Origin of the sequence: Pseudomonas sp. B21-021 (assembly GCF_024749205.1) — a bacterium.
Classification (GTDB): Bacteria; Pseudomonadota; Gammaproteobacteria; order Pseudomonadales; family Pseudomonadaceae; genus Aquipseudomonas; species Aquipseudomonas paraglycinae.
Genome location: NZ_CP087192.1, coordinates 4,640,057 through 4,662,884 on the forward strand (window position 1 = coordinate 4,640,057; position 22,828 = coordinate 4,662,884).

Consider the following 22,828-nt stretch of genomic DNA (forward strand, 5'->3'; position numbering starts at 1 on the left):
CCATGCAACTCATCGATATCGGCGTCAACCTGACCAACCCCAGTTTCGCCGACAAACACCAGGCCGTGCTCGACCGCGCCTACGCTGCCGGGGTCTGCCAACTGGTGCTGACCGGCACCAGCGTCGAAGGCAGCGAACAGGCACTGGAGCTATGCCAGCAACTGGATCCGGACGGCCAGCGACTGTTCGCCACCGCCGGCATTCACCCGCATTCGGCCAGCGACTGGAACGCCGACAGCGTGCGGCGTCTGCGCAGTCTGTTGCAGGAATCGAACGTGGTAGCAGTGGGCGAATGCGGGCTGGACTTCAACCGCGATTTCTCGCCGCGCCCGCAGCAGGAAAAAGTCCTCGAAGAACATCTGGCGCTGGCCGCCGAACTGCAATTGCCGGTGTTCCTGCACGAGCGTGATGCGAGCCAGCGCCTGCTGGAAATCCTCCGTGACTTCCGCGACCGATTGCCCGCCGCCGTGGTGCATTGCTTCACCGGCGAGCAGAAAGCGTTGTTCAGTTACCTCGATCTGGATCTGCACATCGGCATCACCGGCTGGATCTGCGACGAGCGTCGCGGTACCCATTTGCATCCGCTGGTGAAGGAGATCAAACGCGGTCGCCTGATGCTGGAAAGCGATGCGCCGTACCTGCTGCCGCGCACATTGCGGCCAAAGCCGAAGAACGGGCGCAACGAGCCGGCGTATCTGACCGAAGTGCTGCGTGAAGTGGCATTGCATCGAGGCGAAACCGAAGAGGATCTGGCGGCTCACACCACCGCCTGCGCGCGTGCGTTTTACGGTTTACCTACCCTGCCCTAGCCGAGGCGAATGCATCACTTGTTGATGCACATCAAGATCCGGACACCTGCGTAGCGGCACAATAATGGCACCTTGCCAAAATTGTTTCCGCTATCAGAGAAGACCTCCATGGGTGCCTGGCTTAGCAATATCTCGCTGAAATACAAATTCTGGGCGGTCAATGCGGTCGCCTTCGTCACCACTCTGTTGCTGGTGCTGTACGCCGTACAGCTCGAACAACAGGCCCGCAGCCACGCCGCGCAAACTTCGGCCCAGGCCCAGGCGCAATTGCTCAAGGCCTGGCCGGCCGGGCAAGCGCTGCCCAAATCCGATCAAGTGCTGACTTTCAAACGCGGCGAAGCGCCGCGCCTCAACGATCAACCGCTGCTGGAGATCACCGACAGCAACGGCTGGATCGAGATCAGTCACTTGCCGTTGTTCGGTGAAAACCCGCTGCTCGGCGCCGAGGTCTTCAGCCGTGCCGATGGTCAGCAGGTCGCCGTGATCGCCTACGCCCCCAGCCTCAGCCAGGTGTTCGGCGAACGCTTCGCCAACTACGCGGTGGCGGTGTTCATCCTGATGCTGGCGATGCTCGGCGCTTCACAGTTGCTGATCCGCTTTCTGCTCAGTCAGCTGAACACCCTCAAGGACGTGATGCTGCACGTGGAGAAAACCGGCGACCTCGCCGCCCGGGTGCCGCTGGCCTGCAAGGATGAAGTCGGGCAGATGGCCAACGCGTTCAATGCGATGCAGGCCGGTTACCAGCGAGTGGTGACCACCGTGGCCAACACCGCGCGGCAACTCGACGTCGGCGCCGCGCGGCTGGCATCAAGCATGAACGAGGTGCGTCACGGCATGCTCGGCCAGCAGAGCGAAACCGATCAGGCCGCCACGGCGATCAACGAAATGACCGCAACCGTCTACCACATCGCCCAGCACGCCGGCGCCACGCGCGACCTGTCGCAGACCGCCGATGGCCTGGCTGGCAGCGGCCAGCAAGTGGTAAGCCGGGTGCAGACTTCGATTGCCGGCCTGTCCAGCGGCGTGCAGCAGACCGCCGAGATGATCCAGCGGCTGGCCGAGGACAGCCAGAAGATCAACGGCGTGGTCAGCGTGATCCACAGCATCGCCGAACAGACCAATCTGCTCGCGCTCAACGCTGCCATCGAAGCGGCTCGCGCCGGGGAAATGGGTCGCGGGTTCGCGGTGGTCGCCGACGAAGTGCGCAACCTCGCCAAACGCGTGCAGACCTCCACCGATGAAATCACCACTATGGTCTCGGCGTTGCAGGCAGGCACCCGCGATGCGGTCGACTTCATGCAGGAGAGTTCGTACAAGGCCGATGACTGCGTGCAGCAGGCGCAAGAGGCCGGCGAAGCACTGGCGGAAATCACCGGAGCGGTGGCGCAGATGCGTGAGAGCAACACGCAGATTGCGGTGGCGGCGGAGCAACAGAGTCAGGTTGCCGAAGAAATGAACCGCGCGGTGGTGAGCATTCGCGATGTCACCGAGAACACCGTGCAACAGACCGTGGATTCGGCGACCACCAGTAACGAGTTGGCGACGCTGGCCGGTGAACTGAATAAGGCGATCGGTCAGTTGAAGCTCTAGGGGGCAACATCAAGAATGGCCATTGTCCCTATCACTTCAATAGCCAACCTTGATTCGCCGCCCTGGCTGCCCGGGCCTATTCTTCAACCATGTACCAAACATGGATCGAGGAGCAGCAACATGGGCAAACGCCACCCCAACCTTCCCGCGTGGCAATGGCGCGCGTACCCGAACAACCATCAGCACCCGACCAATCTGGTGCTGCACCTGATTGCCGTGCCGCTGTTCATCGTCGCGTTTCTGTTGATCGTCTCGGGGGTGTTCAGCCTGAGTCTGGCCAGCGTGGCGATCGGCGTGATCGGCATCATCGCGGCGCTGGGTTTGCAGCGTCACGGCCACAGCCTGGAGGCGCAAGCCTCCGAGCCGTTCAGTGATCGCAAGGACGCCGTCTCGCGTCTGCTGGTCGAGCAGTTCCTGACGTTTCCGAGGTTCTTCCTCAGTGGCGGCTGGTTCCGCGCCTGGCGTGAACGCCATCGCCGCCATTGAGTCAGGCGAAGATCGTCACCGTCTGCCGACTCATGGCAATCAGTTCACCCTTCGCGCTCCACAGCTTGGCGGCGACATGGCCGTAACCGTCAGCCGCATACTCGATGTCCGCCAGGTATTGGCAGAAATCCAGCGTGCTCAAATCCCGTAACGGCTGAACGAATTCGATGGTCCAGGTCAGCGTGCTGCCCGGTGCCGGTTTCTTCAGGTACGGCAACAGCGCGGGCGGCCAGGCATCGACCAGCGCCAACAGGTGCGCCTCGTTGACCGGCTCTTCCTTCACATCCCCACGCAGACGCACCCAGCCGCCCATCAGCCGCGATTGATTGCCGGTGAACGGCATGCCGCCGACACTCCAGCGCATCGCCAGATGACGCATGAACTCTGGGGTTACGCCTTTGATGTACGGCAATTCCTGGCAATCGTCCCAATGTTTCATCTCGGGTGCCGGATAGGCTTCAACCGCCACTTCCGAAGGCCGCGAAGCCCCGAAGCTGCCTTGCACCATCGTCACCACCTGACCGTTCTGCACGGCGCGCCCCAGCACCTGGCTGACTGCCTTGCCTTCGCGCAGCACTTCGACTTCAAAGCTCACCGGCACTTCGGGCTCGACCGGGCCGACGAAGGTGATCGCCAGCGAACGCACCGGCCGATCGGTCGGAACCTTGGTGCGCATCACTTCAAATTGCAGCGCGGCCACCAACCCGCCAAAACTGGCCCGGCCCTGGCCCCACTCCGCCGGAATCGTGACCTCCGGTTGACGACGGACAGCATCGATCAGATCGCAAAAGCGCATGGAAACCTCGGACAGGAAAAAGGGAATGACCGGATCTTAACCAGCGCGGCAGAGCGGCGCAGCGTCCATTCCGGTCAAAGAGACTGACAGATAAGCCGTTTAGTGTGGGAGCGAGCCTGCTCGCGATAGCGGTGTGTCAGTCACTTCATTGGTGACCGTGCAGCCGTAATCGCGAGCAGGCTCGCTCCCACATGTGGTCTTGTGGAAAATTCAGGACTTGAAGCAGGCCGCGCTGAGTTTTTCCAGCACCCGGTCGGCCTTGATTTCGGCCTTGGCCATGGTCGCCTGCCAGGTAGCGACGCAGGGTTGCAGATCCGGCTCCAGTTCGGCGCGGGCCAGCCATTGCCAGCAATCGTGCCAGTCACCGAGGGCGCCTTGCGCGGATTTCAAACGGGGCAAGGCGGCTTCGGGCAGACGATCCAGTTCGGGGTAGGCCTCGATGCCGTAACGCACACGCTTGATCAGCAGCCGCAGGCGATGGCGGTCGTGGGCCGGATCGTGCAGCGCCACGTCGAGATTCTTCCATTGTTTGCCCAGACGTTTTTCGATGCGCTTGTCCAGGCGCTTGAGCAATCCCTGGCGCTGGGACGCGCGCAGAAAACGCGGAAAGGCATCGAGGATCATCAGCAGCGACGCCACTTCGGCGCTGGCCGCCAAGGCCGGATAAGCCTCGGCCATCTGCGCCATGCGGCGCTGCGCGGCTTCGGGCTGATCGTGTTTGATCAGCCAGGCTGCCAGCACCTCGCGGTCGCGCCACGGCGTGGTCAGTTGCCCGACGCTGGCTGCCGCGCTTTCCAGTTGTTCGACACCGGGCAAACCGCGCAACGGTCGCAGCAGACTGCGCAAGCGCCGCACGGTGGTGCGCAGATCGTGCAGCGCCTCAGGATCAGTCCGGGCGGTCAAACGTGCCTGACAGGCCAGCAGCCTGACTTCCAGGCTCAAGACATGAGCCACCAACCGGTCGACCAACGCAGACATTACTTGCTCCTGAATTCAATGGCTTTGCACGAGTGTGCGCCGGCGCAAGGCACCTGCCCTTGCGCCACGTCAGCAGCTTAGCGCCCGGCGCGGGATTCGCGAATGTAGAAGCGCGCTTTTTCGGCTTTCTTGGTGCAGCCTTCGAACCCTTCGAATTGCTGCTGGGTCTTGGCTGCCGTCAACAGCGACAGCGCCTTGGAATAGCTGACGGTGCCGGCAAACCCTTCGGCTTTCGCCAGATCCAGTTCATGCCACGCCGCGTCGAGCTGGCTGCCGCAGCTGTCGCGGTAAGCGGTCTTGCCGGCGCAACCGGCCAATGCCAGCGCCATCAACGGCACACAGATCCAGGCTTTCATCACTCACACCTCAAAGATAGGTCAACAGTCGTGCAGGTAAGACGGTGCGGCAGCGAAAAAGTGCCTTGCGCCCCGTGATTCCACCGCACTGCAAAAGATAACGCCGACGGGTCATGAAGTATCGAAAAAACGACGCCATCGCCGCCCCGAACGACCCCGGCGATTGTCGCCCGGCCCTCGATGGGTGCATTGTGGAACCTTGCCGGGAGGAAGTCGGATGAAAAAGCGTGTCGCACTGGTGCTGGGCTCCGGTGGCGCCCGGGGCTATGCCCATATCGGGGTCATTGAAGAGATCGAACGACGGGGCTATGACATCAGTTGTATTGCCGGCTGTTCAATGGGGGCCGTGGTCGGCGGAATCTACGCCGCCGGCAAGCTTGACGAGTACCGCAACTGGATCGAAAGCCTGGATTACCTCGACGTACTGCGCCTGGTGGACGTGAGCTTCCGTCTCGGCGCGATCCGTGGCGAAAAAGTCTTCGGCCAGATCCGCAAGATCGTCGGCGAGATCAACATCGAAGACCTGCGCATCCCCTACACCGCCGTAGCCGCCGACCTCACCAATCAACAGGAAATCTGGTTCCAGGAAGGCTGCCTGCATCAGGCGATGCGGGCCTCGGCGGCGATTCCCAGCCTGTTCACCCCGGTGATGCAGGGCAACCGGATGCTGGTGGACGGCGGCATTCTCAACCCGTTGCCGATCGTGCCGGTGGTGTCGAGCCATTGCGACCTGATCATCGCGGTCAATCTCAACTCGACCAACCAGCGTCATTACAAATTGCCGGTGATCCAGCGCCCCGCCGCGTTCCGCACCCGCTTCGACAGCCTGATCAATTCGCTGGGCTCGAAGATGCCGTTCCGCCGCAAACAGGCCGAGCAACTGCTGCGACTGGAACAGGAAGCGTTGCGGGCCGAAGCAGCCGAGATCAATCCATGGGTCGAGGGTGCGGAACCGGAAACCCAGCAACCGGCCGCGGCCCCTGAGCGCGACGGCGCGCCGAAGTCCGCCACCGGTTCGTTCATCATCGATAACGTCGGGCCTGCGTCATTGCTCGACCTGATCAACCAGAGTTTCGAGGTGATGCAGACCTCACTGGCGCAGTACAAGATCGCCGGGTATCCGCCGGACATCCTGATCAATGTGCCGAAGCGGGTGTGCCGGTTCTTCGAGTTCTACAAGGCGCCTGAATTGATCGCGCTGGGTCGCGAGATTGCCAGGGATACGCTGGATCGCTACGAGAGCGAGCAGAACTAAAGGCTGCTCTCGCTCAACAAGCGATAACCGACGCCCGCCTCGGTCACGATAAACCGGGGCCGGGTCGGATCGTCCGCCAGTTTCTGTCGCAGGTGCCCGACCACGATCCGCAGGTAGTGGCTGTCCTCGGTGTGAGTCGGGCCCCAGATGTCCTTGAGCAATTGCTGCTGGGTGATCACCCGCCCCGGATGCCGCGCCAGTTGCGCCAGCACGGCGTATTCCTTGCGGGTCAGGGCGACTTCGACGCCGTCGAGCAATACCCGGCGATACGCCAGGTCCACGGTCAGAGGGCCGAAATTCAACGCGGCCTGCTGCGCTTCTCCGGCCGGCGCCTGACGCAGCAACGCCCGCACCCGGGCGAGAAATTCCTGAATGCCGAACGGCTTGGTCACGTAGTCATTGGCGCCGCCATCCAGCGCCTGGACTTTCTGCCCTTCGCTCGCGCGCACGGACAGCACCAGCACCGGCGCCGTGGCCCATTCGCGAAACTCGCGCAGTACCTGCTGGCCGTCCATGTCCGGCAGGCCGAGGTCGAGCACCAGCAGGTCCGGTTTGTTCAGCGCCGCCTGGGCCAGGCCCTCGGCGCCGGTGCCGGCCTCCAGCACCTTGTAGCCCTGGGAAGCGAGGCTGATGCGCAGGAACTTGCGGATCTGCGGTTCGTCATCGATGACCAAAATGGTCGCGGTCTGGCTCATGAATTCACATCAACACAAAAGAGTGGCAAGAGAGTAGCGCAGCGCGGATCAGGCTTCACCGTCCATCCCCGGTTGCGTCTGCAAAGGCAGGTGCAGGGTAATGCAGGTGCCGCGCCCGTCGATGCCGTCGCCGACACTGATCCGCCCGCCATGGGCGCCGACCATGCCCTGACAGATCGCCAGCCCCAGCCCCGTGCCCTGCCCGCCCCGATCCCCCCGGGCGGCGGTGTAGAACATGTCGAAAATCTTCGCCCGCTCATCGACCGGAATCCCCGGCCCTTCATCGCTGACCGAGAAAAACACCTCGCTGTCATCCGCCCCGGCGCGCAATTGCAGACGGCCGTGGGATGGCGAGAAGCGGGCGGCGTTTTCCAGCACGTTCACCAGCGCCTGCTCGATCAGCGCGGCATGCACGTACAGCAGCGGCAACTCGGCCGGTACATCGGTGCTCACTTGCAGCGACGACAACACCGCCCGCAGGCGATTGAGCGCACTGCCGACGATGTCTGCGGGCGACACCCAGTCCCGCGCCAGCTTCAGGGCGCCGTGGCCGAGACGGGTCATGTCCAGCAGGTTCTGGATGTAGCGATCGAGACGCTCGGCCTCATCGCGAGTGCCTTCGAGCAATTCGCGGCGATCCTCCAGCGGGATCGCTTCGCCGAGGGCCAGCAGGCTGTCGATGCTGCCGCGCATCGAGGTCAGCGGCGTGCGCAGATCGTGGGACACCGAGGCCAGCAAGGCACTGCGCAACTGTTCGGTTTCGCCGTGCAGACGTGCGGCTTCCAGGTCATCGGCCAGTTGTGCTCGGGCCAGTGCTTGAGCCAAAGGCTGACTCAACGCGGTCAGCAAACGACGACGTTGGCCGCTCAGGGTCTGGCCCTCTTTGGCGCACACACCGAGCAGCGCCAGCGGTCCGTCCTCCACCGACAGCGGCCACCACCACCAGCGCCCGAACGGCAACGTGCCGGTGCCCATGCCCGCCGGTTGATCGTGCTGCCAGGCCCAGTCAGCGGCGGCGCGCTCGGATTCAGTGAATTGCAGCGGCCCGCCGGTTTCGACTTTCCAGCCGCCCTGCCCGTCGCGATTGAGCAGGCACAGTTGCAGATCGCTCCAGCCATTGAGGTGTTGGGCTGCGGCGCTGACCACGGCCTGGCGATCTGTTGCGGCGGTGAGTTTGCGCGACAGGTCGAGCAGCTCGGTAGTCTCTTCCTGGGTATCGCGCAGCGCCTGCAATTGCCGCCGCTGACGCGCCGCGAGGTTGCCGGTGAGCGCCGCCATCAGCAGAAAGAACAGCAACGTCAGCACGTCTTCTTCGCGCTGGATGCTGAAGGAGAAATTCGGCGGAATGAACAGAAAGTCGTAGGTCAAAAACGACAACGCCGCACAGGCCAGCGCCGGGCCGAGACTGCTACGCACTGCCACCAGCAGCACCGCCGCAAGAAACACCAGCGAGATGTTCGGCAACGGCAGCACGCTGGACACCGCCCAGGCCAGCGCACTGGCCAACAGCGTGGCCACCAGCGCCAGCGCATAGTCGAACCACACCAGCGTCGGCGCTACACGCGGGCGCGCTTGATGCTGTTCCTGATCACTGTCCAGCACGTTGATTTCCAGACCATGGGCCTGACGCAGCAAACGCGCCGCCAGCCCACCACCGAACAGACGCCTGCGCAGGCGCGGCCGCGATTGACCGACCAGCACCAGACTCGCCCGACGTTCAGCTGCATGCTGGATCAGGGTTTTCGCCACTTCGCCGGCCCGTAGCAACACCACTTCGCCGCCGAGGCGTTCGGCCAGTTGCTGGGCGCTTTGCAGGCGCAGCCGCGATTGCTCGTCGCGCACACTGCCGTTGTCGACGTGCACCAGACTCCACGGCAAATGCCTACGCTGGGCGACCCGACTGGCGTGGCGCACCAGCCGTTCGGCCTGGGCATCGCCATCGACGCCAACCAGCAAGCGCCCGCGCACCGCCGGCGCGGCCTGGCCGAGCTGGCGATAGCCTTGAGCGAGATCGTTATCGACCTGCGCGGCAGCGGTCTGCATCGCCAGTTCGCGCAGCGCTGTGAGGTTGGTCTGGGTGAAAAATGCATCAATCGCGGCGCGCGCCTGCTCCGGTACGTAGACCTTGCCTTCGCGCAGGCGCTCGAGCAGTTCGCGGGGCGGCAGGTCGATCAGCAGCAGTTCGTAGGCTTCCTGCAACACCCAGTCCGGCAGGGTTTCGCGCACCTGCACACCGGTGATGCCACGCACCTGATCGTTGAGACTTTCCAGGTGCTGGACGTTGACCGTGGTGTACACGTCGATGCCGGCGGCGAGCAGTTCCTGAATGTCCTGCCAGCGTTTGGCGTGGCGACTGCCGGGGGCGTTGCTGTGAGCCAGCTCGTCGACCAGCACCAGTTTCGGCTTGGCGGCGAGCAGGCCGTCGAGGTCCATTTCCTCCAGCGTCACGCCACGGTATTCCGAGCGCACCAGCGGCAGTTGCGGCAGGCCGCCGAGCAGCGCTTCGGTTTCGGCGCGGCCGTGGGTTTCAACGACCCCGGCGATGACTTTCACGCCCTGACGCAACTGGCTGTGGGCGGCCTGCAACATCGCGTAGGTCTTGCCCACGCCTGGCGCTGCGCCGAGAAAAACCTTGAGCCGGCCGCGTCCGTCGCGGGGCAAGTCTGCTAACAGCGCGTCGGCGCGGCCGGAGTCACTCATGCTTGAAGCTCTCTCTTCCTGATGTGATCGCGATTCACAACTTTTCCAGCGCCATGTTCAGCGCCAGCACATTCACCACTGGCGGGCCTACCAGCGGCTGTTCGATGTGCGTGTCGAGCAGTTGCTGCAGGGTCGCCACCGGCAGATTGCGCGCTGCCGCGACACGCGCCAGTTGATAGGCAATCGCGGCCGGTGGCAAGTGCGGATCGAGACCGCTGCCGGAGGTGGTCAGCAGCGCCAACGGCACCGGGCCCTGACCGGGAACCTGCAACTTGTTGGCGTCATCGATTACCCGAGTGGCCAGCGCCGGATTGCTTGGCGACAGGTTGCTCGCACTGCTCGACACGGTTGCAAAGGCACCGGCTGATGGACGTGGATGGAACCAGGCATCGCCGACAAAATCCTGAGCGATCAGCGACGAGCCGCGCACCTTGCCTTCGGCATCCCGCACCAGGCTGCCGTTGGCCTGCTCGGGGAAGGCGACTTGCGTGACGCCCGTAACTACCAGCGGATAGGCAACGCCGGTGACCAGGGTCATCAGCACCAGCAGGCTCAGGGCCGGACGTAACATTGTGGACATTTCAAAATCCTCGAATTCGTGCTTGAAGCGGTGTGCCCGGCACACCGCTGTTCAGGTTCAAACCAGATGCAACGCCGTCAACAGCATGTCGATCGCCTTGATCCCCACGAACGGCACCAGAATCCCGCCCAGGCCATAGATCAGCAGATTGCGACGCAGCAGCGCCGCCGCACTCGCCGCCTGCACCCGCACGCCACGCAGGGCCAGCGGAATCAGCACCACGATAATCAAAGCGTTGAACACGATGGCCGACAGGATCGCGCTCTGCGGGCTGCTCAAATGCATGATGTTCAGCACGCCCAGTTGCGGGTAGATCGCGGCAAACAACGCCGGCAGGATCGCGAAGTACTTGGCCACGTCGTTGGCGATGGAAAAGGTCGTCAGCGCGCCGCGAGTCACCAGCAATTCCTTGCCGATCTGCACCACGTCCAGCAGTTTGGTCGGGTCGCTGTCGAGGTCGACCATGTTGGCCGCTTCACGCGCGGCTTGTGTGCCGTCGTTCATCGCCATGCCGACGTCAGCCTGGGCCAGCGCCGGGGCATCGTTGGCGCCGTCGCCGCACATGGCGACCAGACGACCGTCGTTCTGCTCGTGACGGATGCGCGCCAGTTTTTTCTCCGGTGTCGCTTCGGCCAGCACGTCGTCGACGCCTGCTTCAGCGGCGATCGCGGCAGCGGTCAGCGGGTTGTCACCGGTAACCATCACCGTGCGAATCCCCAGCTTGCGCAGCTCGGCGAAACGCTCGCGGATGCCCGGTTTGACCACGTCTTTCAGATGGATCGCCCCGAGCAGTTTGCCGTCGGCACAGACCAGCAACGGCGTGCCGCCGCTCTGGGCGATCTTGTCGATTTCCCGGGACAGCGCCGGGGCCAGATCCTTGCGTTGTTGACCGAGGAACGCCAGCAGCGAATCCACCGCGCCCTTGCGAAATACACGGCCCTGATAGTCGACACCGGACAAGCGGGTTTCGGCACTGAACGGTACGGCGGTCAGGGTGTCCGGCGAAGGTTCCGGCTGCGGATTGGTGCCGCGCAGGTACTCGACGATGGACTTGCCTTCGGCAGTTTCGTCAGCCAGCGAGGCGAACAGCGCGCCTTCGGCCAGCTCACGGGCGTTCACACCCGGCGCGGCATATACCGCGCTGCAACGACGGTTACCGAAAGTGATGGTGCCGGTCTTGTCCAGCAGCAACACGTGCACGTCACCCGCCGCTTCCACTGCACGACCGGACTTGGCGATCACGTTCAGACGCACCAGGCGATCCATCCCGGCAATACCGATCGCCGACAGCAGACCGCCGATGGTGGTCGGAATCAGCGTGACCAATAACGCCACCAGAAACACCAGCGGCAGGCTGCCGTTGGCGAAGTGGGCGAACGGCTGCAGGGTCACGACCACCAGCAGGAAGATCAGGGTCAGGCCGATCAGCAGGATATCCAGCGCGACTTCGTTCGGGGTCTTCTGGCGTTTGGCACCTTCGACCAGCGCGATCATCCGATCCAGAGTCGATTCACCGGGGTTGGCGGTGATCTTCACCAGCAGCCAGTCGGACACCAGCCGGGTGTTGCCGGTGACGGCGGATCGGTCGCCACCGGACTCGCGGATCACCGGCGCCGATTCACCGGTGATCGCCGCTTCGTTGACCGCCGCGATGCCTTCGATGACTTCGCCGTCACCGGGGATCATTTCCCCCGCTTCGACGCGCACCACATCGCCCTTGCGCAAGCTGGTGGCCGGTACGACCTGGAAGCTGCCGTTGGCCAGTTTGCGGCGGGCGCTGAGGCCTTCGCTGCCAGCCTTGAGGCTGTCGGCGCGGGCCTTGCCGCGACCTTCAGCGAGCGCTTCGGCGAAGTTGGCGAACAGCACGGTGAACCACAGCCACAGGGCGATTTGCGCGGCAACGAAAGTCGGCACGCTGCTGTCGGGAATGAAGCACAGCACGGTGGTCAGGATCGCCGTCAGTTCGACCACCAGCATCACCGGCGAGCGCTGCAACTGGCGCGGATCGAGCTTGACGAACGCTTGCACCAGCGCCGGACGCCACAGGGCGCTGATCGCGGTTTTCGCTTGTTCCGGCGCCTTTACGGCGGCGGGTTTGATTGCGGGCATATTCATCATCAGCTCCTTAGAAGCCCATGCTCAGGTGTTCAGCGATAGGGCCCAATGCAAGGGTCGGCAAGAAGGTCAGGCCGCCCACCAGCAAAATGGTCACGGTCAACAGGGTCACGAACAGCGGACCGTGGGTCGGGAAGCTGTTCTGGCCGATCGGTGCGGTTTTCTTCATCGCCAGGCTGCCGGCCAGGGCCAGTACCGGGAGGATGTAACCGAAGCGACCGATCAACATGCCCAAGCCGAGCATCAGGTTGTGGAACGCGGTGTTGGCGCCGAAGCCGCCGAACGCCGAACCGTTGTTCGCGCTGGCCGAGGTGTAGGCGTAGAGCAATTGGCTGAAACCGTGCGGGCCGGGGTTGCTCACCGCCGCCACCGGGCCGGGCAGGCTCGCGGCAATCGCGCCCAGCACCAGCACGCCGACCGGCATCACCAGCAGGGTGACGACCAGCAGCTGTACTTCACGGGCCTGGAGTTTTTTGCCGAGGTATTCCGGCGTGCGACCGATCATCAGGCCGGCGAGGAACACCGCGATCAGCACGTTCAGCAACATGCCGTAGAGCCCGGCGCCGACGCCGCCGAAGATCACTTCGCCGACCATCATGTTGACCAGCGCGACCATGCCGCTGAGCGGGTTGAGGCTGTCATGCATGCCGTTGACCGAACCGTTCGACGCCGCCGTGGTGGTCACCGACCAGAGCACGGTGGCGGTGGTGCCGAAGCGCGCTTCCTTGCCTTCCAGCGGCGCGGTCTGTTCGACGGCGACGTTGTTCAGCGCCGGGTTCGGCTGATACTCGGCCCACAGTGAAGTGGCGCCGCCGATGATGAACAGCGCGAGCATGCAGCCGATGATGGCGCGGCTCTGGCGCAGGTCCTTTACGTAGTGGCCGAAGGTGAACACCAGCGCGACCGGGATCAGGATGATCGACGCGACTTCGAACAGGTTGCTCCACGCGGTCGGGTTCTCGAACGGATGCGCCGAGTTGACGCCGAAGAAACCACCGCCGTTGGTGCCCAGTTGCTTGATCGCAATCTGGCTGGCGGCCGGGCCGAGCGGGATGACTTGGTCAACTCCCTGCATCGTCACAGCATTCACGTATTGCGCGAAGGTTTGCGGCACGCCCTGCCACACCAGGTACAGCGCCAGCAGCAGGCACAACGGCAGCAGGCCGTAGAGGGTGGCGCGGGTCATGTCGACCCAGAAGTTGCCGAGGGTCTTGGTGGATTTGCGCCCGATGCCACGGCACAGCGCAACCAGCACGGCGAGGCCGGTAGCGGCGCTGACGAAGTTCTGCACGGTGAGGCCGACCATCTGGCTCAGGTAGCTGAGCGACGCTTCGCCGCTGTAGGCCTGCCAGTTGGTGTTGGTCATGAAGCTGACGGCGGTGTTGAACGCGAGGGTCCACTCCTGGCCCGGCAGGTTTTGCGGGTTCAGTGGCAGGTGATCCTGGAACAGCAAGATCGCGAACAGCAGCAGAAAACCGGCGAGGTTGAACGCCAGCAGCGCCAGCGTGTATTTCTGCCAGCTCTGTTCGTCCTGCGGATTGACCCCGGCGATGCGGTAACAGCCGCGCTCGACCGGGCCGAGAATCGGCGTCAGCCAGGTGCGCTGACCTTCCATCACCTTGTAGTAGAAGCGCCCGAGGAACGGCGCCGGCAGCAAGACCACCGCGAAGAATGCGAGGATCAGCCAATAGTCATAACTGTGCATAGCCGCTCCTAAGTCCGATCCGCGCGCAACAGCGCAACCAACAGATAAATGAACAGCCCCACTGCCAGCAGCAGTGACACCCCGTCCAGAACGCTCATGGAAGATCTCCGTGTTACGGCGTATTGCCGCGTGTGGAGGCATTGTCGGAAAGGAGGCTGTAAAGGAACGAGAGCGAGGGTGCGCGCGGGGCATAAAGAAAGCGTAAAGAGTGGGTTTATGCCTTCTTTACGACGGCATCCGGCTGGCGGCGCACCTGACTGGCGCACAAAAAAGAAGCCATCAAGCCGCGAACATCCCCGATACGACAGCTTTCAGCCCATTACGACCCGCCAATACAAAATGGCACGCCCACTGCACACGCCCTTCCCCGAGCTTTCCAAACCGTTCAGGGAGCAAACGCATGAACACAAAACTCAAACCCACGCTGGGCACGTTGCACCTGTGGGGCATCGCGGTGGGGCTGGTGATTTCCGGGGAGTATTTCGGCTGGAGTTATGGCTGGGGCGTCGCGGGAACACTGGGCTTTCTGGTGACCTCGTTCATGGTCGCGACCATGTACACCTGCTTCATTTTCAGCTTCACCGAACTGACCACGGCGATCCCCCACGCGGGCGGGCCGTTCGCCTACAGTCGCCGGGCCTTCGGTGAAAAAGGTGGATTGATCGCCGGACTGGCGACACTGATCGAATTCGTTTTCGCCCCGCCGGCGATTGCCCTGGCGATTGGTGCGTATCTGAACGTGCAGTTTCCGGCCCTCGATCCGAAACACGCGGCGGTCGGTGCGTACATCGTGTTCATGGGTCTGAACATTCTCGGTGTGAAGCTGGCCGCGACCTTCGAATTGATCGTGTGTGTGCTGGCCGTCGCCGAGTTGCTGGTGTTCATGGGGGTGGTCGCACCGGCCTTCAGCTTCAGCAACTTCGCACTGAATGGCTGGGCCGGCTCGGACGTCTTCGGTGCACCGGCGATTGCCGGGATGTTCGCGGCGATTCCGTTCGCGATCTGGTTTTTCCTCGCCATCGAAGGCGCGGCCATGGCCGCCGAAGAAGCCAAGGACCCGAAACGCACAATTCCCAAGGCTTACATCAGCGGCATTCTGACCTTGGTGTTGCTGGCGATGGGCGTGATGTTCTTCGCCGGTGGCGTCGGTGACTGGCGCACCCTGTCGAACATCAACGACCCGCTGCCACAAGCGATGAAAACCGTGGTCGGTGACAACTCCGGCTGGCTGCACATGCTGGTCTGGATCGGTCTGTTCGGGCTGGTGGCGAGTTTCCACGGGATCATTCTTGGCTACTCGCGGCAGTTCTTCGCCCTCGCCCGCGCCGGTTACCTGCCCGCCTCGCTGGCGAAGCTGTCGCGCTTCCAGACCCCGCACCGCGCCATTATTGCCGGCGGCGTGATCGGTATCGCGGCGATCTACAGTGACGGCCTGATCAACCTCGGCGGCATGACCCTCACTGCCGCGATGATCACCATGGCCGTTTTCGGGGCGATCGTGATGTACATCATGAGCATGCTCAGCCTGTTCAAACTGCGTAAATCCGAACCCAATCTGGAGCGCACCTTCCGCGCGCCGTGCTATCCGCTGATTCCATTGATCGCACTGGTGCTGGCCGTGGTGTGCCTGGTGGCGATGGCCTGGTTCAATGCGCTGATCGGGCTGATCTTTCTCGGCTTCATGGCGGTCGGTTTCGGCTACTTCCTGTTGACCGGCCAATTGCGCGCCAACGCCCCGGCAGACGCCATGCTCACCGGACTGTAAACCGCGACGGGCATAACCGGCCTAGAATGGAACCACTGCGAATGCACTTCGCTCAAAGTGGTATGCAGCGTTGCACGGCGAAACCCTCGCCCGTCGACCTGCCTTTAAGGAGAGCCGTTATGCCCTGGTATGCCTGGTTGATTCTGGTCGTTGCAATCGGCTCGATCGTCGGCGGTCTGATGATGTTGCGTGACACCGCCAACAAGGTCGAACTGACCGATGAACAACGCAAGCGTGTCGCTGAACGCAATGCCGAAGCGGACATCAAGGACGCGCAGGACCGCTGAACGAAAAACCCCGCCTGAATCGGCGGGGTTTGTTTTTTTGTGGCGATTACTTTTCCCAGTCGGCCTTGGCAATGTGCAAGCCATGCAGGCCTTTGTACGCCGCACGTTCCGGCTGGCTCCAGCCTTCGAGCAGCGCATCGTCCAGACGATAGATTTCCACGCCGAGCGGGCGGCATACGGTCAGCGGGTCCTGCGCATCCGGCCCCCACATCGCCAAAGACAAGTCACCACCCGGACAGGTCGACAACGCGCACAGCAAGTCGATTTCGGCAAAGAACTCCAGATAATCGCCCTTCTGCGCCGGACAGGCCTTCATGAAATACAGGTCATCGTGATTCAGGCCGGTGCACTGGAAGATGTTCAACACGTCATGCACATCGAACTCGGTCAGGCCATGGGGCAAGACGGCGCGGGTCAGGTTGGAGTGGCAGTGATGATGAAAATCCTCGCCAGTGAGCATTTTGTTCACATAGGGATCGCAGCGCGTGCCGAGCAAATCGTGCAGGCGCCCGCCGTGCTCGTCGATGCCATAGTCGGCCAGGCTGTCATCGGTGATCGTCACCAGCGGACGCAGAAAAGGCAGGTTCGACCACAACCGGTCATGGGTGCTGACATGCGCGCCCTGCAGCTGCCGGGTGCGCGCCGCCCACATCCGTTCACGCGGATCGTGTGCGTTCCACACATTGAAATCGCCCACTTGGGGCCCGACCGGTGTGGTGACACGAAACACATGCCCTGCCGGAACATGCCAGGCGCGACCGGTGCGGATCGGCACCTCAAATTGTTCGATCAGCGTGCGCCCGTCCTTGCGATCGCGAATCCGTTCGTAGAAAGGTGTATTGACCTGTAACGCCGAGCCTTTGCTGACCTGATAGGCGGCCGGGTAGTCTTTGTACATGATTCTCCTGCTCCTCAAGTGATGGCAACTTTGCAAGCTGCAACCACTATCCGTGCCAACCGTTGATGGCTGTTACGAACATGTCGGAGTCACCGGACGTTTTTTTAGAAGTAGAAGTACAGTCACCATTCAATTTGCATTGGTTAAGATGGCGATCTTGTTGCGGAGAGTTTAAATGCGTTACTCGCAGGATCATAAAGCCCAGACCCATCAGCGCATCATCAAGGAAGCGTCCGAGCGGTTTCGCAAGGACGGTATTGGTGCAACCGGTCTGCAACCATTGATGAAGGCGCTGGGCCTGACCCATGGCGGCTTTTATTCGCATTTCAAATCGAAAGACGAGTTGGTTGAAAAAGCCCTGCAAGCGGCCGGCGATCAGGTTGCGGGATTGTGCGAGGAGCTGTTCGCCCAGGAAAAACCACTGGAAGCCTTCATCGATACGTACCTCTCCGAATGGCACCAGACCTCTCCTCATGAAGGCTGCCCGCTGCTGACCATTTCATCCGAGCTTGGGCTACGCGGCCAGCCGAGTCCGACCAGCGATGAAGTGCTCCAGGCGCGTCTGGATCAAATCCAGAGCACGCTCGAAGGCGATAACGCCGCCCAACGCAGCATCGTCATCATGTCGACGCTGGTGGGCGCGCTCCTGCTCTCGCGCAGTGTTGCGGATGCCGAATTTGCGCAGCAGATCCTCGACGTCACCCGCGAACATCTCAAGCGCTCCGAAGACTAAGCCTGCCAGCGCCTGAACAGCACGCTGGCATTGACCCCGCCGAAGCCGAACCCGTTGGACAACGCATACTCGATCGGCATCGACCGCGCCTGACCGTGGACGATGTCCACGCCTTCGCTCGCCGGATCGGGATTTTCCAGGTTGAGGGTCGGCGGAACGATCTGATCGCGGATCGCCAACAGCGTGAAGATTGCTTCCAGACCTCCCGCCGCACCGAGCAGATGCCCCGTCGCGGATTTGGTCGAGGTCACGGCGATTGCTTTTTGCGCACCAAACACCGACTTGATTGCAGCCAACTCACCGAGGTCGCCCACCGGCGTCGAGGTTGCATGCGCGTTCAGATGCTGCACCTGATCCGGCGTTATACCGGCCTGAGCCAGCGCCAATGTCATCGCCCGTCGGGCACCGCTGCCATCCTCCGGCCCGGCGGTCAGGTGATAGGCGTCGGCGCTGGTGCCGTAACCGACCAGCTCGACCAACGGCTGTGCACCGCGCGCCAGCGCATGCTCCAGCGACTCGATCACCAGCAGCCCGGCGCCCTCGCCCATCACGAAACCGTCCCTGCCGCTGTCGAACGGGCGTGAAGCGCGTTCAGGCGTGTCGTTGTAGCCGCTGGACAAGGCCCGCGCCGCCGCAAAGCCGGCGAGGCTTACTCGATCGATTGATGCCTCGGCACCGCCACACACTGCAATATCGGCCTCACCGGCGCGAATCAGCCGCGCCGCGTCACCAATCGCCTGCACGCCAGCGGCACACGCGGTGACCGGCGCACCAAGCGGACCCTTGAGACCGTGCTGGATCGAGACATGCCCCGCCGCCAGGTTGACCAGAAACGAGGGAATGGTGAACGGCGACAAGCGTCGCGGGCCTCGGCTGTCGGTGGTGCGCACCGCATCGGCAATCGCACCGAAGCCGCCGACACCGGAGCCGATGATGGTCGCGGTGCGCTCCTGAGCGTGGGGCTCGGTCGGGTGCCAGCCGGCCTGTTCAAGCGCCTGACGGGCTGCCTCCATCGCGAACAGAATGAACCGATCCATTTTCTTCTGTTCTTTGGGCGGCGTGGCGCGATCCGGATCGAAACCCGCTTCGGCGTCCTCCTCCATCGTCGGCACCACGCCGCCGACCCGGGTCGGCAGATCGGCAATTACCGCTTCCGGCAGATTTCGCAATCCCGAACGCCCGGCCAACAAGCGCTGCCAGACGACTTCGACGCCGCTTCCCAAGGGCGATACCAGGCCCATACCCGTGACAACTACTCGACGCTGATCCATATCGGGTTGACCTCTCGTGACTCAAAAGACTTTTACTTGTAACGGCTGGCCGCCGAACTGTGGGACAGGTTGGGCGCCATCACGTGACGGGCGGCGACGAACGCTTGCCACTCGCCCGCATCGGGCAGCGAAGGAATCGTGACGAGCTCGCCCTGATCCAGACCGGACAGCGCGGCATCGACCATCTCGCCCGCCTCCATGACCATTTCCGCCGGAATGCCGCTGGCATCGAAACCGGAGCGCTCCCAGATTTCGGTGCGAGTCACACCGGGCAATACCGCTTGCACCTTGACCCCGGTGCCTTCGAGTTCGGTATTGAGCGATTGAGTCAGGCTCAGCACGTAAGCCTTGCTGGCGCTGTAGGTGGCGTTGAAACGCTCGGGGAACAACGCCACCACCGACGCAATGTTGATGATCGTGCCACGCCCGGCGCGGGTGAACGCAGAGGCTGCTGCGGCTGCCAGCCGGGTCAGCGTGGTGACGTTCAACTGGATCAGTTGCTCCAGCACCTCGGGATCGGCATTGGCCAGCAAGCCGTTTACCGCTACGCCCGCATTGTTGACCAGCAGGCTGATACTGGAGTCGCTGCGCAGGCGCTGCTCAAGCTTGAGCACTTCATCCTTCTGGGTCAGATCGGCCTTCAGCACTTCGACCTGAACGCCATGTGCGTCCCGTAGCTTGCTGGCCGCGGACTCCAGACGCTCCTGATCGCGAGCTACCAGCAACAGATCAAAACCACGTGCCGCCAACCGCTCGGCATACACCGCACCGATGCCGGAAGAAGCGCCAGTGACCAGCGCCGTGCCTTGGGATTTCGGGGAATTCATGACGGTACTCCTGGAATGCATGAGAAATGAGCGACCGCTGAAAAGCAGAGGGCTTCAGTGGCGACTGAAATTATTATAGGCATAATCTGAAACCAATATGATAGCCGTAATTTTCTATTTTCCGACGGAAAGGCTGTAGCCCTTCTGCAACGCTTGAAGGAAGCGGGAAGCAAAAAGGGCCGGTCAATGACCGGCCCCTTGGCGTTGAACAATCAGCTTAGTTCACTTCCAGCTTGTCGCGATTGCGATCCAGGATCGCCTTGCCAATCCCCTTCACTTCCAGCAGCTCATCCACGGACGCAAAAGGCCCGTTTGTTTCACGATAAGCAACAATCGCTTTCGCCTTGGCCTCGCCCACTCCTGCCAGTTCCTTTTGCAGAGTGGCCGCGTCGGCACCGTTCAGATCGACCTTCTGATTTTCAGAAGTGGCTGACGCGCCCATCACCACGGGCACCTTGTTCGCTTCGGAAGTAGCCAGAGGCGCAGCAATGGCGGCAATAGAGGCGCTAGTCAGCAAGGCAAAAATCAGGGAGTAGAAATATCCGGTACGCATAAGTGACGCTCCATCATCAATTGAGAAAGCAGCTTTTCCGAAGCTGCTCTCCAAACTTAGGCGATGATGGGAGCCTGTCAAAAACGTGTCCGTTACAGGATGTGAAACAATCAGGGTTCGAGGCGACGCTGCTGATAGATCCAGTCAACGATTTCCCCGTCCGGCGTATAACCGCTGACCGTTTCGCGCAGAATCTGGCGAACCCGCGAATAATCATCATTGTTCACGGCACCGAGCAACTCGCTCAACCTGCCCTTCAGCACATCCCAGGCCAGATGATCTTCATTGGCCGTCATGATCATTGGATGGGGCGTGGCAGCGACATTGTCGCCAATCAACAATTCCTCGTAGAGCTTCTCGCCGGGACGCAGGCCAGTGAATTCGATGGAAATATCCCCTTGCGGATTTCTCTCCGAGCGAATGCTCAAACCGGACAGATGGATCATCTTCTCTGCCAGTTCGACGATCCTTACCGGCTCCCCCATGTCGAGAACGAACACATCACCGCCCTGCCCCATGGACCCTGCCTGAATCACCAGTTGCGCAGCTTCCGGAATCGTCATGAAGTAGCGAGTGATTTTCGGGTGGGTAACCGTCAACGGACCGCCGGACTTGATCTGACTGTGAAACAGCGGGATCACCGAGCCGGACGAGCCCAGTACGTTGCCGAAACGGACCATGGTGAAGCGGGTTTTGTTGACCCGGGAGACATTGGCCTTGTCGCGAAACAGGACGGGGGCGATTTCGCGACTCAAGGCTTGAAGAATCAATTCGGCCAAACGCTTGGTGCTGCCCATCACGTTGGTGGGCCGGACAGCCTTGTCGGTCGAAATCAGCACAAAGTTCGAAACCCCTGCCTGCAATGCGGCTTGAGCCGTATTAAGTGTTCCCATCACATTGTTCAGCACGCCTTCGGCAATGTTGTGCTCCACCATCGGCACATGCTTGTAAGCGGCAGCGTGGTAGACCGTGTCCACGCTCCAGGTCTTCATGACATCCAGTATTTTTTCCGGGTGGCGAATCGAACCGAGAATGGGCAGCAACTTTGTCGATACCGACTCGCGATCCGCGCGTTGCTCCAATTCGGAAAGAATGCTGTAAAGGTTAAATTCGCTGTGCTCGAACAGCAAAAGCGATTTTGGCCCCAGTGAAAAGATCTGCCGGCATAACTCGGAGCCTATTGACCCGCCCGCCCCCGTCACCATCACCGTTTTGCCCTTAATGCAACGCTCAAGCAAATCATGCTGCGCCGGGACCGCGTCCCGCCCGAGCAAGTCCGCGATATCGACTTCCTGAATGTCGTCGACCTTCACGCGACCGCTGGCCAGGTCGGTAAAATTAGGAACACTGCGCACGTGCAAAGGAAAACCCTCCAGCATATTGAGGATTTCCCTGCGTCGAGCACGGGTCGAAGACGGCAGTGCCAGCAAAATTTCTTGCGCACCGGTGACGTCAATCATTTGTTGAATATGTTTGGGTTTATAGACCTGGAGACCGGAGATTGAGCGGTCCGAAATTCCTGAGTCATCATCGATAAAGGCTACGGGACGCATCGCCCTTCCCATGCGCAATGCAGCGACAAGCTGATTGCCAGCTACGCCCGCCCCGTAGATAGCGACTTTGGTCAACCCATCATCGCGATTGGCAAAAGGAACGTGCTGAGCGGCGGTGAACCAGTCCCCCATGAAGTACTGGCGCATGCAGAGACGAAGCCCGCCGATGATCACCAGGCTGAGCCACCAGTAATTGAAGATGATCGAGCGCGGCACGATGGCTTCGTGATTACTGTACCAATAGACCACCAAAGCCAGGATCAGCGAGGACAGACTGACTGCTTTAATGATCACCACCAGCGCGTCATTACCGAAGTAACGCATCACTGCCCGGTACATGCCGAACCGGATGAACAGAGGAATGGCGACGAGCGGAGCACAGACAAACAACCACAAGTGCACTTTCAACGGATTGACCATCTCGTCGATACCCAGACGGACGATAAACGCCAACCACAAGGCTACCCAGACGAGCAAAACATCTGTAAGCACCTGAATCAATCGCTTCTGGCGGCGCGGTAAACCCAGCAAGAACTCGCGCATTCTGTCCATATTCCCCTGTACCAATCTGGCCTGCTCCCTTTGGTTAATCGGCGGGTACATTGTACGGAGGTAGTGAACTTCGTTACAGAAAAAAGAATGTGATGAGGACGTTCCCCCTCAAGAGCCGCCATCACTGAGTCTTACGGTGATCTCACCGCCCCCATTTGTTTATCACCCGTCACCTGCACCATGCGATGTCTGTGCTGCGACATCATGGTCGAGTGAGTATACTGCGCAACAAATTTCCTGCACCTCGCCACCGCGAATTCGGGATCAAAAAAGAAACCCCCTCCTGGGATGTTTTTTCCAATGCCCCGGGCACGAACAGGCTTG

Annotated in this window: 21 protein-coding genes; 7 read left to right on the forward strand and 14 right to left on the reverse strand. The window is 61.7% G+C overall.

Going from position 1 to position 22,828, the window contains the following annotated elements:
• Positions 1 to 2: 2 nt before the first annotated feature.
• The 3 genes from LOY31_RS20750 to LOY31_RS20760 all read left to right on the forward strand — a co-directional run bounded on the left by LOY31_RS20750 (position 3) and on the right by LOY31_RS20760 (position 2,885).
• Positions 3 to 809: a TatD family hydrolase gene (locus LOY31_RS20750; protein ID WP_221535294.1), complete on the forward strand. Its 807-nt coding sequence runs from the start codon at positions 3 to 5 to the stop codon at positions 807 to 809.
• A gap of 108 nt (positions 810 to 917) precedes the next feature.
• A complete protein-coding gene (locus LOY31_RS20755) occupies positions 918 to 2,399 on the forward strand; it encodes a methyl-accepting chemotaxis protein (RefSeq protein ID WP_221535293.1) in 1,482 nt (493 codons plus the stop codon).
• A 120-nt stretch (positions 2,400 to 2,519) separates the two neighbouring features.
• On the forward strand, positions 2,520 to 2,885 hold the full coding sequence (locus tag LOY31_RS20760) for an Mpo1-like protein (RefSeq protein WP_007950951.1): 366 nt from the start codon (positions 2,520 to 2,522) through the stop codon (positions 2,883 to 2,885).
• Position 2,886: 1 nt separating this feature from the next.
• Here LOY31_RS20760 and LOY31_RS20765 read toward each other — a convergent pair whose 3' ends face one another.
• The 3 genes from LOY31_RS20765 to LOY31_RS20775 form a co-directional block, all read right to left on the reverse strand.
• Positions 2,887 to 3,681, reverse strand: a complete 795-nt coding sequence (locus tag LOY31_RS20765; protein WP_221535292.1) for an acyl-CoA thioesterase II — start codon at positions 3,679 to 3,681, stop codon at positions 2,887 to 2,889.
• Between the two features lie 210 nt (positions 3,682 to 3,891).
• Entirely contained in the window at positions 3,892 to 4,659 is a 768-nt protein-coding gene (locus LOY31_RS20770) for a CHAD domain-containing protein (RefSeq protein WP_221535291.1), read from the reverse strand.
• Between the two features lie 77 nt (positions 4,660 to 4,736).
• Positions 4,737 to 5,015 (reverse strand): hypothetical protein, encoded by a 279-nt coding sequence (locus tag LOY31_RS20775; RefSeq protein ID WP_007950948.1) that lies wholly within the window; start codon positions 5,013 to 5,015, stop codon positions 4,737 to 4,739.
• Between the two features lie 217 nt (positions 5,016 to 5,232).
• Here LOY31_RS20775 and LOY31_RS20780 point away from each other — a divergent pair, with 217 nt between their 5' ends.
• On the forward strand, positions 5,233 to 6,270 hold the full coding sequence (locus LOY31_RS20780) for a patatin-like phospholipase family protein (protein ID WP_221535290.1): 1,038 nt from the start codon (positions 5,233 to 5,235) through the stop codon (positions 6,268 to 6,270).
• Here LOY31_RS20780 and LOY31_RS20785 read toward each other — a convergent pair.
• From LOY31_RS20785 to kdpF, 6 genes are read right to left on the reverse strand one after another with little or no spacing between them, the layout of a single operon-like run.
• Positions 6,267 to 6,965 (reverse strand): response regulator, encoded by a 699-nt coding sequence (locus LOY31_RS20785; RefSeq protein WP_039770498.1) that lies wholly within the window; start codon positions 6,963 to 6,965, stop codon positions 6,267 to 6,269. The genes LOY31_RS20780 and LOY31_RS20785 overlap by 4 nt on opposite strands.
• Positions 6,966 to 7,013: 48 nt before the next feature.
• Complete coding sequence (locus LOY31_RS20790; protein ID WP_085607184.1) at positions 7,014 to 9,665, reverse strand: sensor histidine kinase KdpD; 2,652 nt, start codon at positions 9,663 to 9,665, stop codon at positions 7,014 to 7,016.
• Between the two features lie 34 nt (positions 9,666 to 9,699).
• On the reverse strand, positions 9,700 to 10,245 hold the full coding sequence (gene kdpC / locus LOY31_RS20795; protein WP_221533128.1) for a potassium-transporting ATPase subunit KdpC: 546 nt from the start codon (positions 10,243 to 10,245) through the stop codon (positions 9,700 to 9,702).
• A gap of 57 nt (positions 10,246 to 10,302) precedes the next feature.
• Entirely contained in the window at positions 10,303 to 12,360 is a 2,058-nt protein-coding gene (gene kdpB, locus LOY31_RS20800) for a potassium-transporting ATPase subunit KdpB (RefSeq protein WP_221533129.1), read from the reverse strand.
• Between the two features lie 10 nt (positions 12,361 to 12,370).
• Positions 12,371 to 14,065: a potassium-transporting ATPase subunit KdpA gene (kdpA, locus tag LOY31_RS20805; protein WP_039770510.1), complete on the reverse strand. Its 1,695-nt coding sequence runs from the start codon at positions 14,063 to 14,065 to the stop codon at positions 12,371 to 12,373.
• Positions 14,066 to 14,073: 8 nt separating this feature from the next.
• Positions 14,074 to 14,163 carry a K(+)-transporting ATPase subunit F gene (gene kdpF / locus LOY31_RS20810; RefSeq protein WP_007950940.1) on the reverse strand — a complete coding sequence of 30 codons (90 nt, stop codon included), beginning with the start codon at positions 14,161 to 14,163 and terminating at the stop codon, positions 14,074 to 14,076.
• A 302-nt stretch (positions 14,164 to 14,465) separates the two neighbouring features.
• On the opposite strand from kdpF, the gene eat reads away from it, so the two are divergent.
• Complete coding sequence (eat, locus tag LOY31_RS20815; protein ID WP_258712160.1) at positions 14,466 to 15,830, forward strand: ethanolamine permease; 1,365 nt, start codon at positions 14,466 to 14,468, stop codon at positions 15,828 to 15,830.
• Positions 15,831 to 15,949: 119 nt separating this feature from the next.
• On the forward strand, positions 15,950 to 16,117 hold the full coding sequence (locus LOY31_RS20820; RefSeq protein ID WP_007950938.1) for a DUF2897 family protein: 168 nt from the start codon (positions 15,950 to 15,952) through the stop codon (positions 16,115 to 16,117).
• 46 nt (positions 16,118 to 16,163) lie between these two features.
• Here LOY31_RS20820 and LOY31_RS20825 read toward each other — a convergent pair whose 3' ends face one another.
• Positions 16,164 to 17,015 (reverse strand): DUF1989 domain-containing protein, encoded by an 852-nt coding sequence (locus tag LOY31_RS20825; RefSeq protein ID WP_085683455.1) that lies wholly within the window; start codon positions 17,013 to 17,015, stop codon positions 16,164 to 16,166.
• A 175-nt stretch (positions 17,016 to 17,190) separates the two neighbouring features.
• On the opposite strand from LOY31_RS20825, the gene LOY31_RS20830 reads away from it, so the two are divergent.
• Positions 17,191 to 17,748: a TetR/AcrR family transcriptional regulator gene (locus tag LOY31_RS20830; protein ID WP_221533131.1), complete on the forward strand. Its 558-nt coding sequence runs from the start codon at positions 17,191 to 17,193 to the stop codon at positions 17,746 to 17,748.
• Here the strand turns inward: LOY31_RS20830 and fabF are convergent.
• From fabF to LOY31_RS20850, 4 genes are all read right to left on the reverse strand, one after another.
• Positions 17,745 to 19,019 (reverse strand): beta-ketoacyl-ACP synthase II, encoded by a 1,275-nt coding sequence (gene fabF, locus LOY31_RS20835; RefSeq protein WP_221533132.1) that lies wholly within the window; start codon positions 19,017 to 19,019, stop codon positions 17,745 to 17,747. The genes LOY31_RS20830 and fabF overlap by 4 nt on opposite strands.
• Before the next feature lie 32 nt (positions 19,020 to 19,051).
• Entirely contained in the window at positions 19,052 to 19,846 is a 795-nt protein-coding gene (locus LOY31_RS20840) for an SDR family oxidoreductase (protein WP_085607194.1), read from the reverse strand.
• A gap of 217 nt (positions 19,847 to 20,063) precedes the next feature.
• Positions 20,064 to 20,399, reverse strand: a complete 336-nt coding sequence (locus LOY31_RS20845) for a ComEA family DNA-binding protein (protein ID WP_085607196.1) — start codon at positions 20,397 to 20,399, stop codon at positions 20,064 to 20,066.
• Positions 20,400 to 20,509: 110 nt separating this feature from the next.
• Positions 20,510 to 22,504, reverse strand: coding sequence for a nucleoside-diphosphate sugar epimerase/dehydratase (locus tag LOY31_RS20850; RefSeq protein ID WP_258712161.1), 1,995 nt, complete (start codon positions 22,502 to 22,504; stop codon positions 20,510 to 20,512).
• Positions 22,505 to 22,828: the final 324 nt, after the last annotated feature.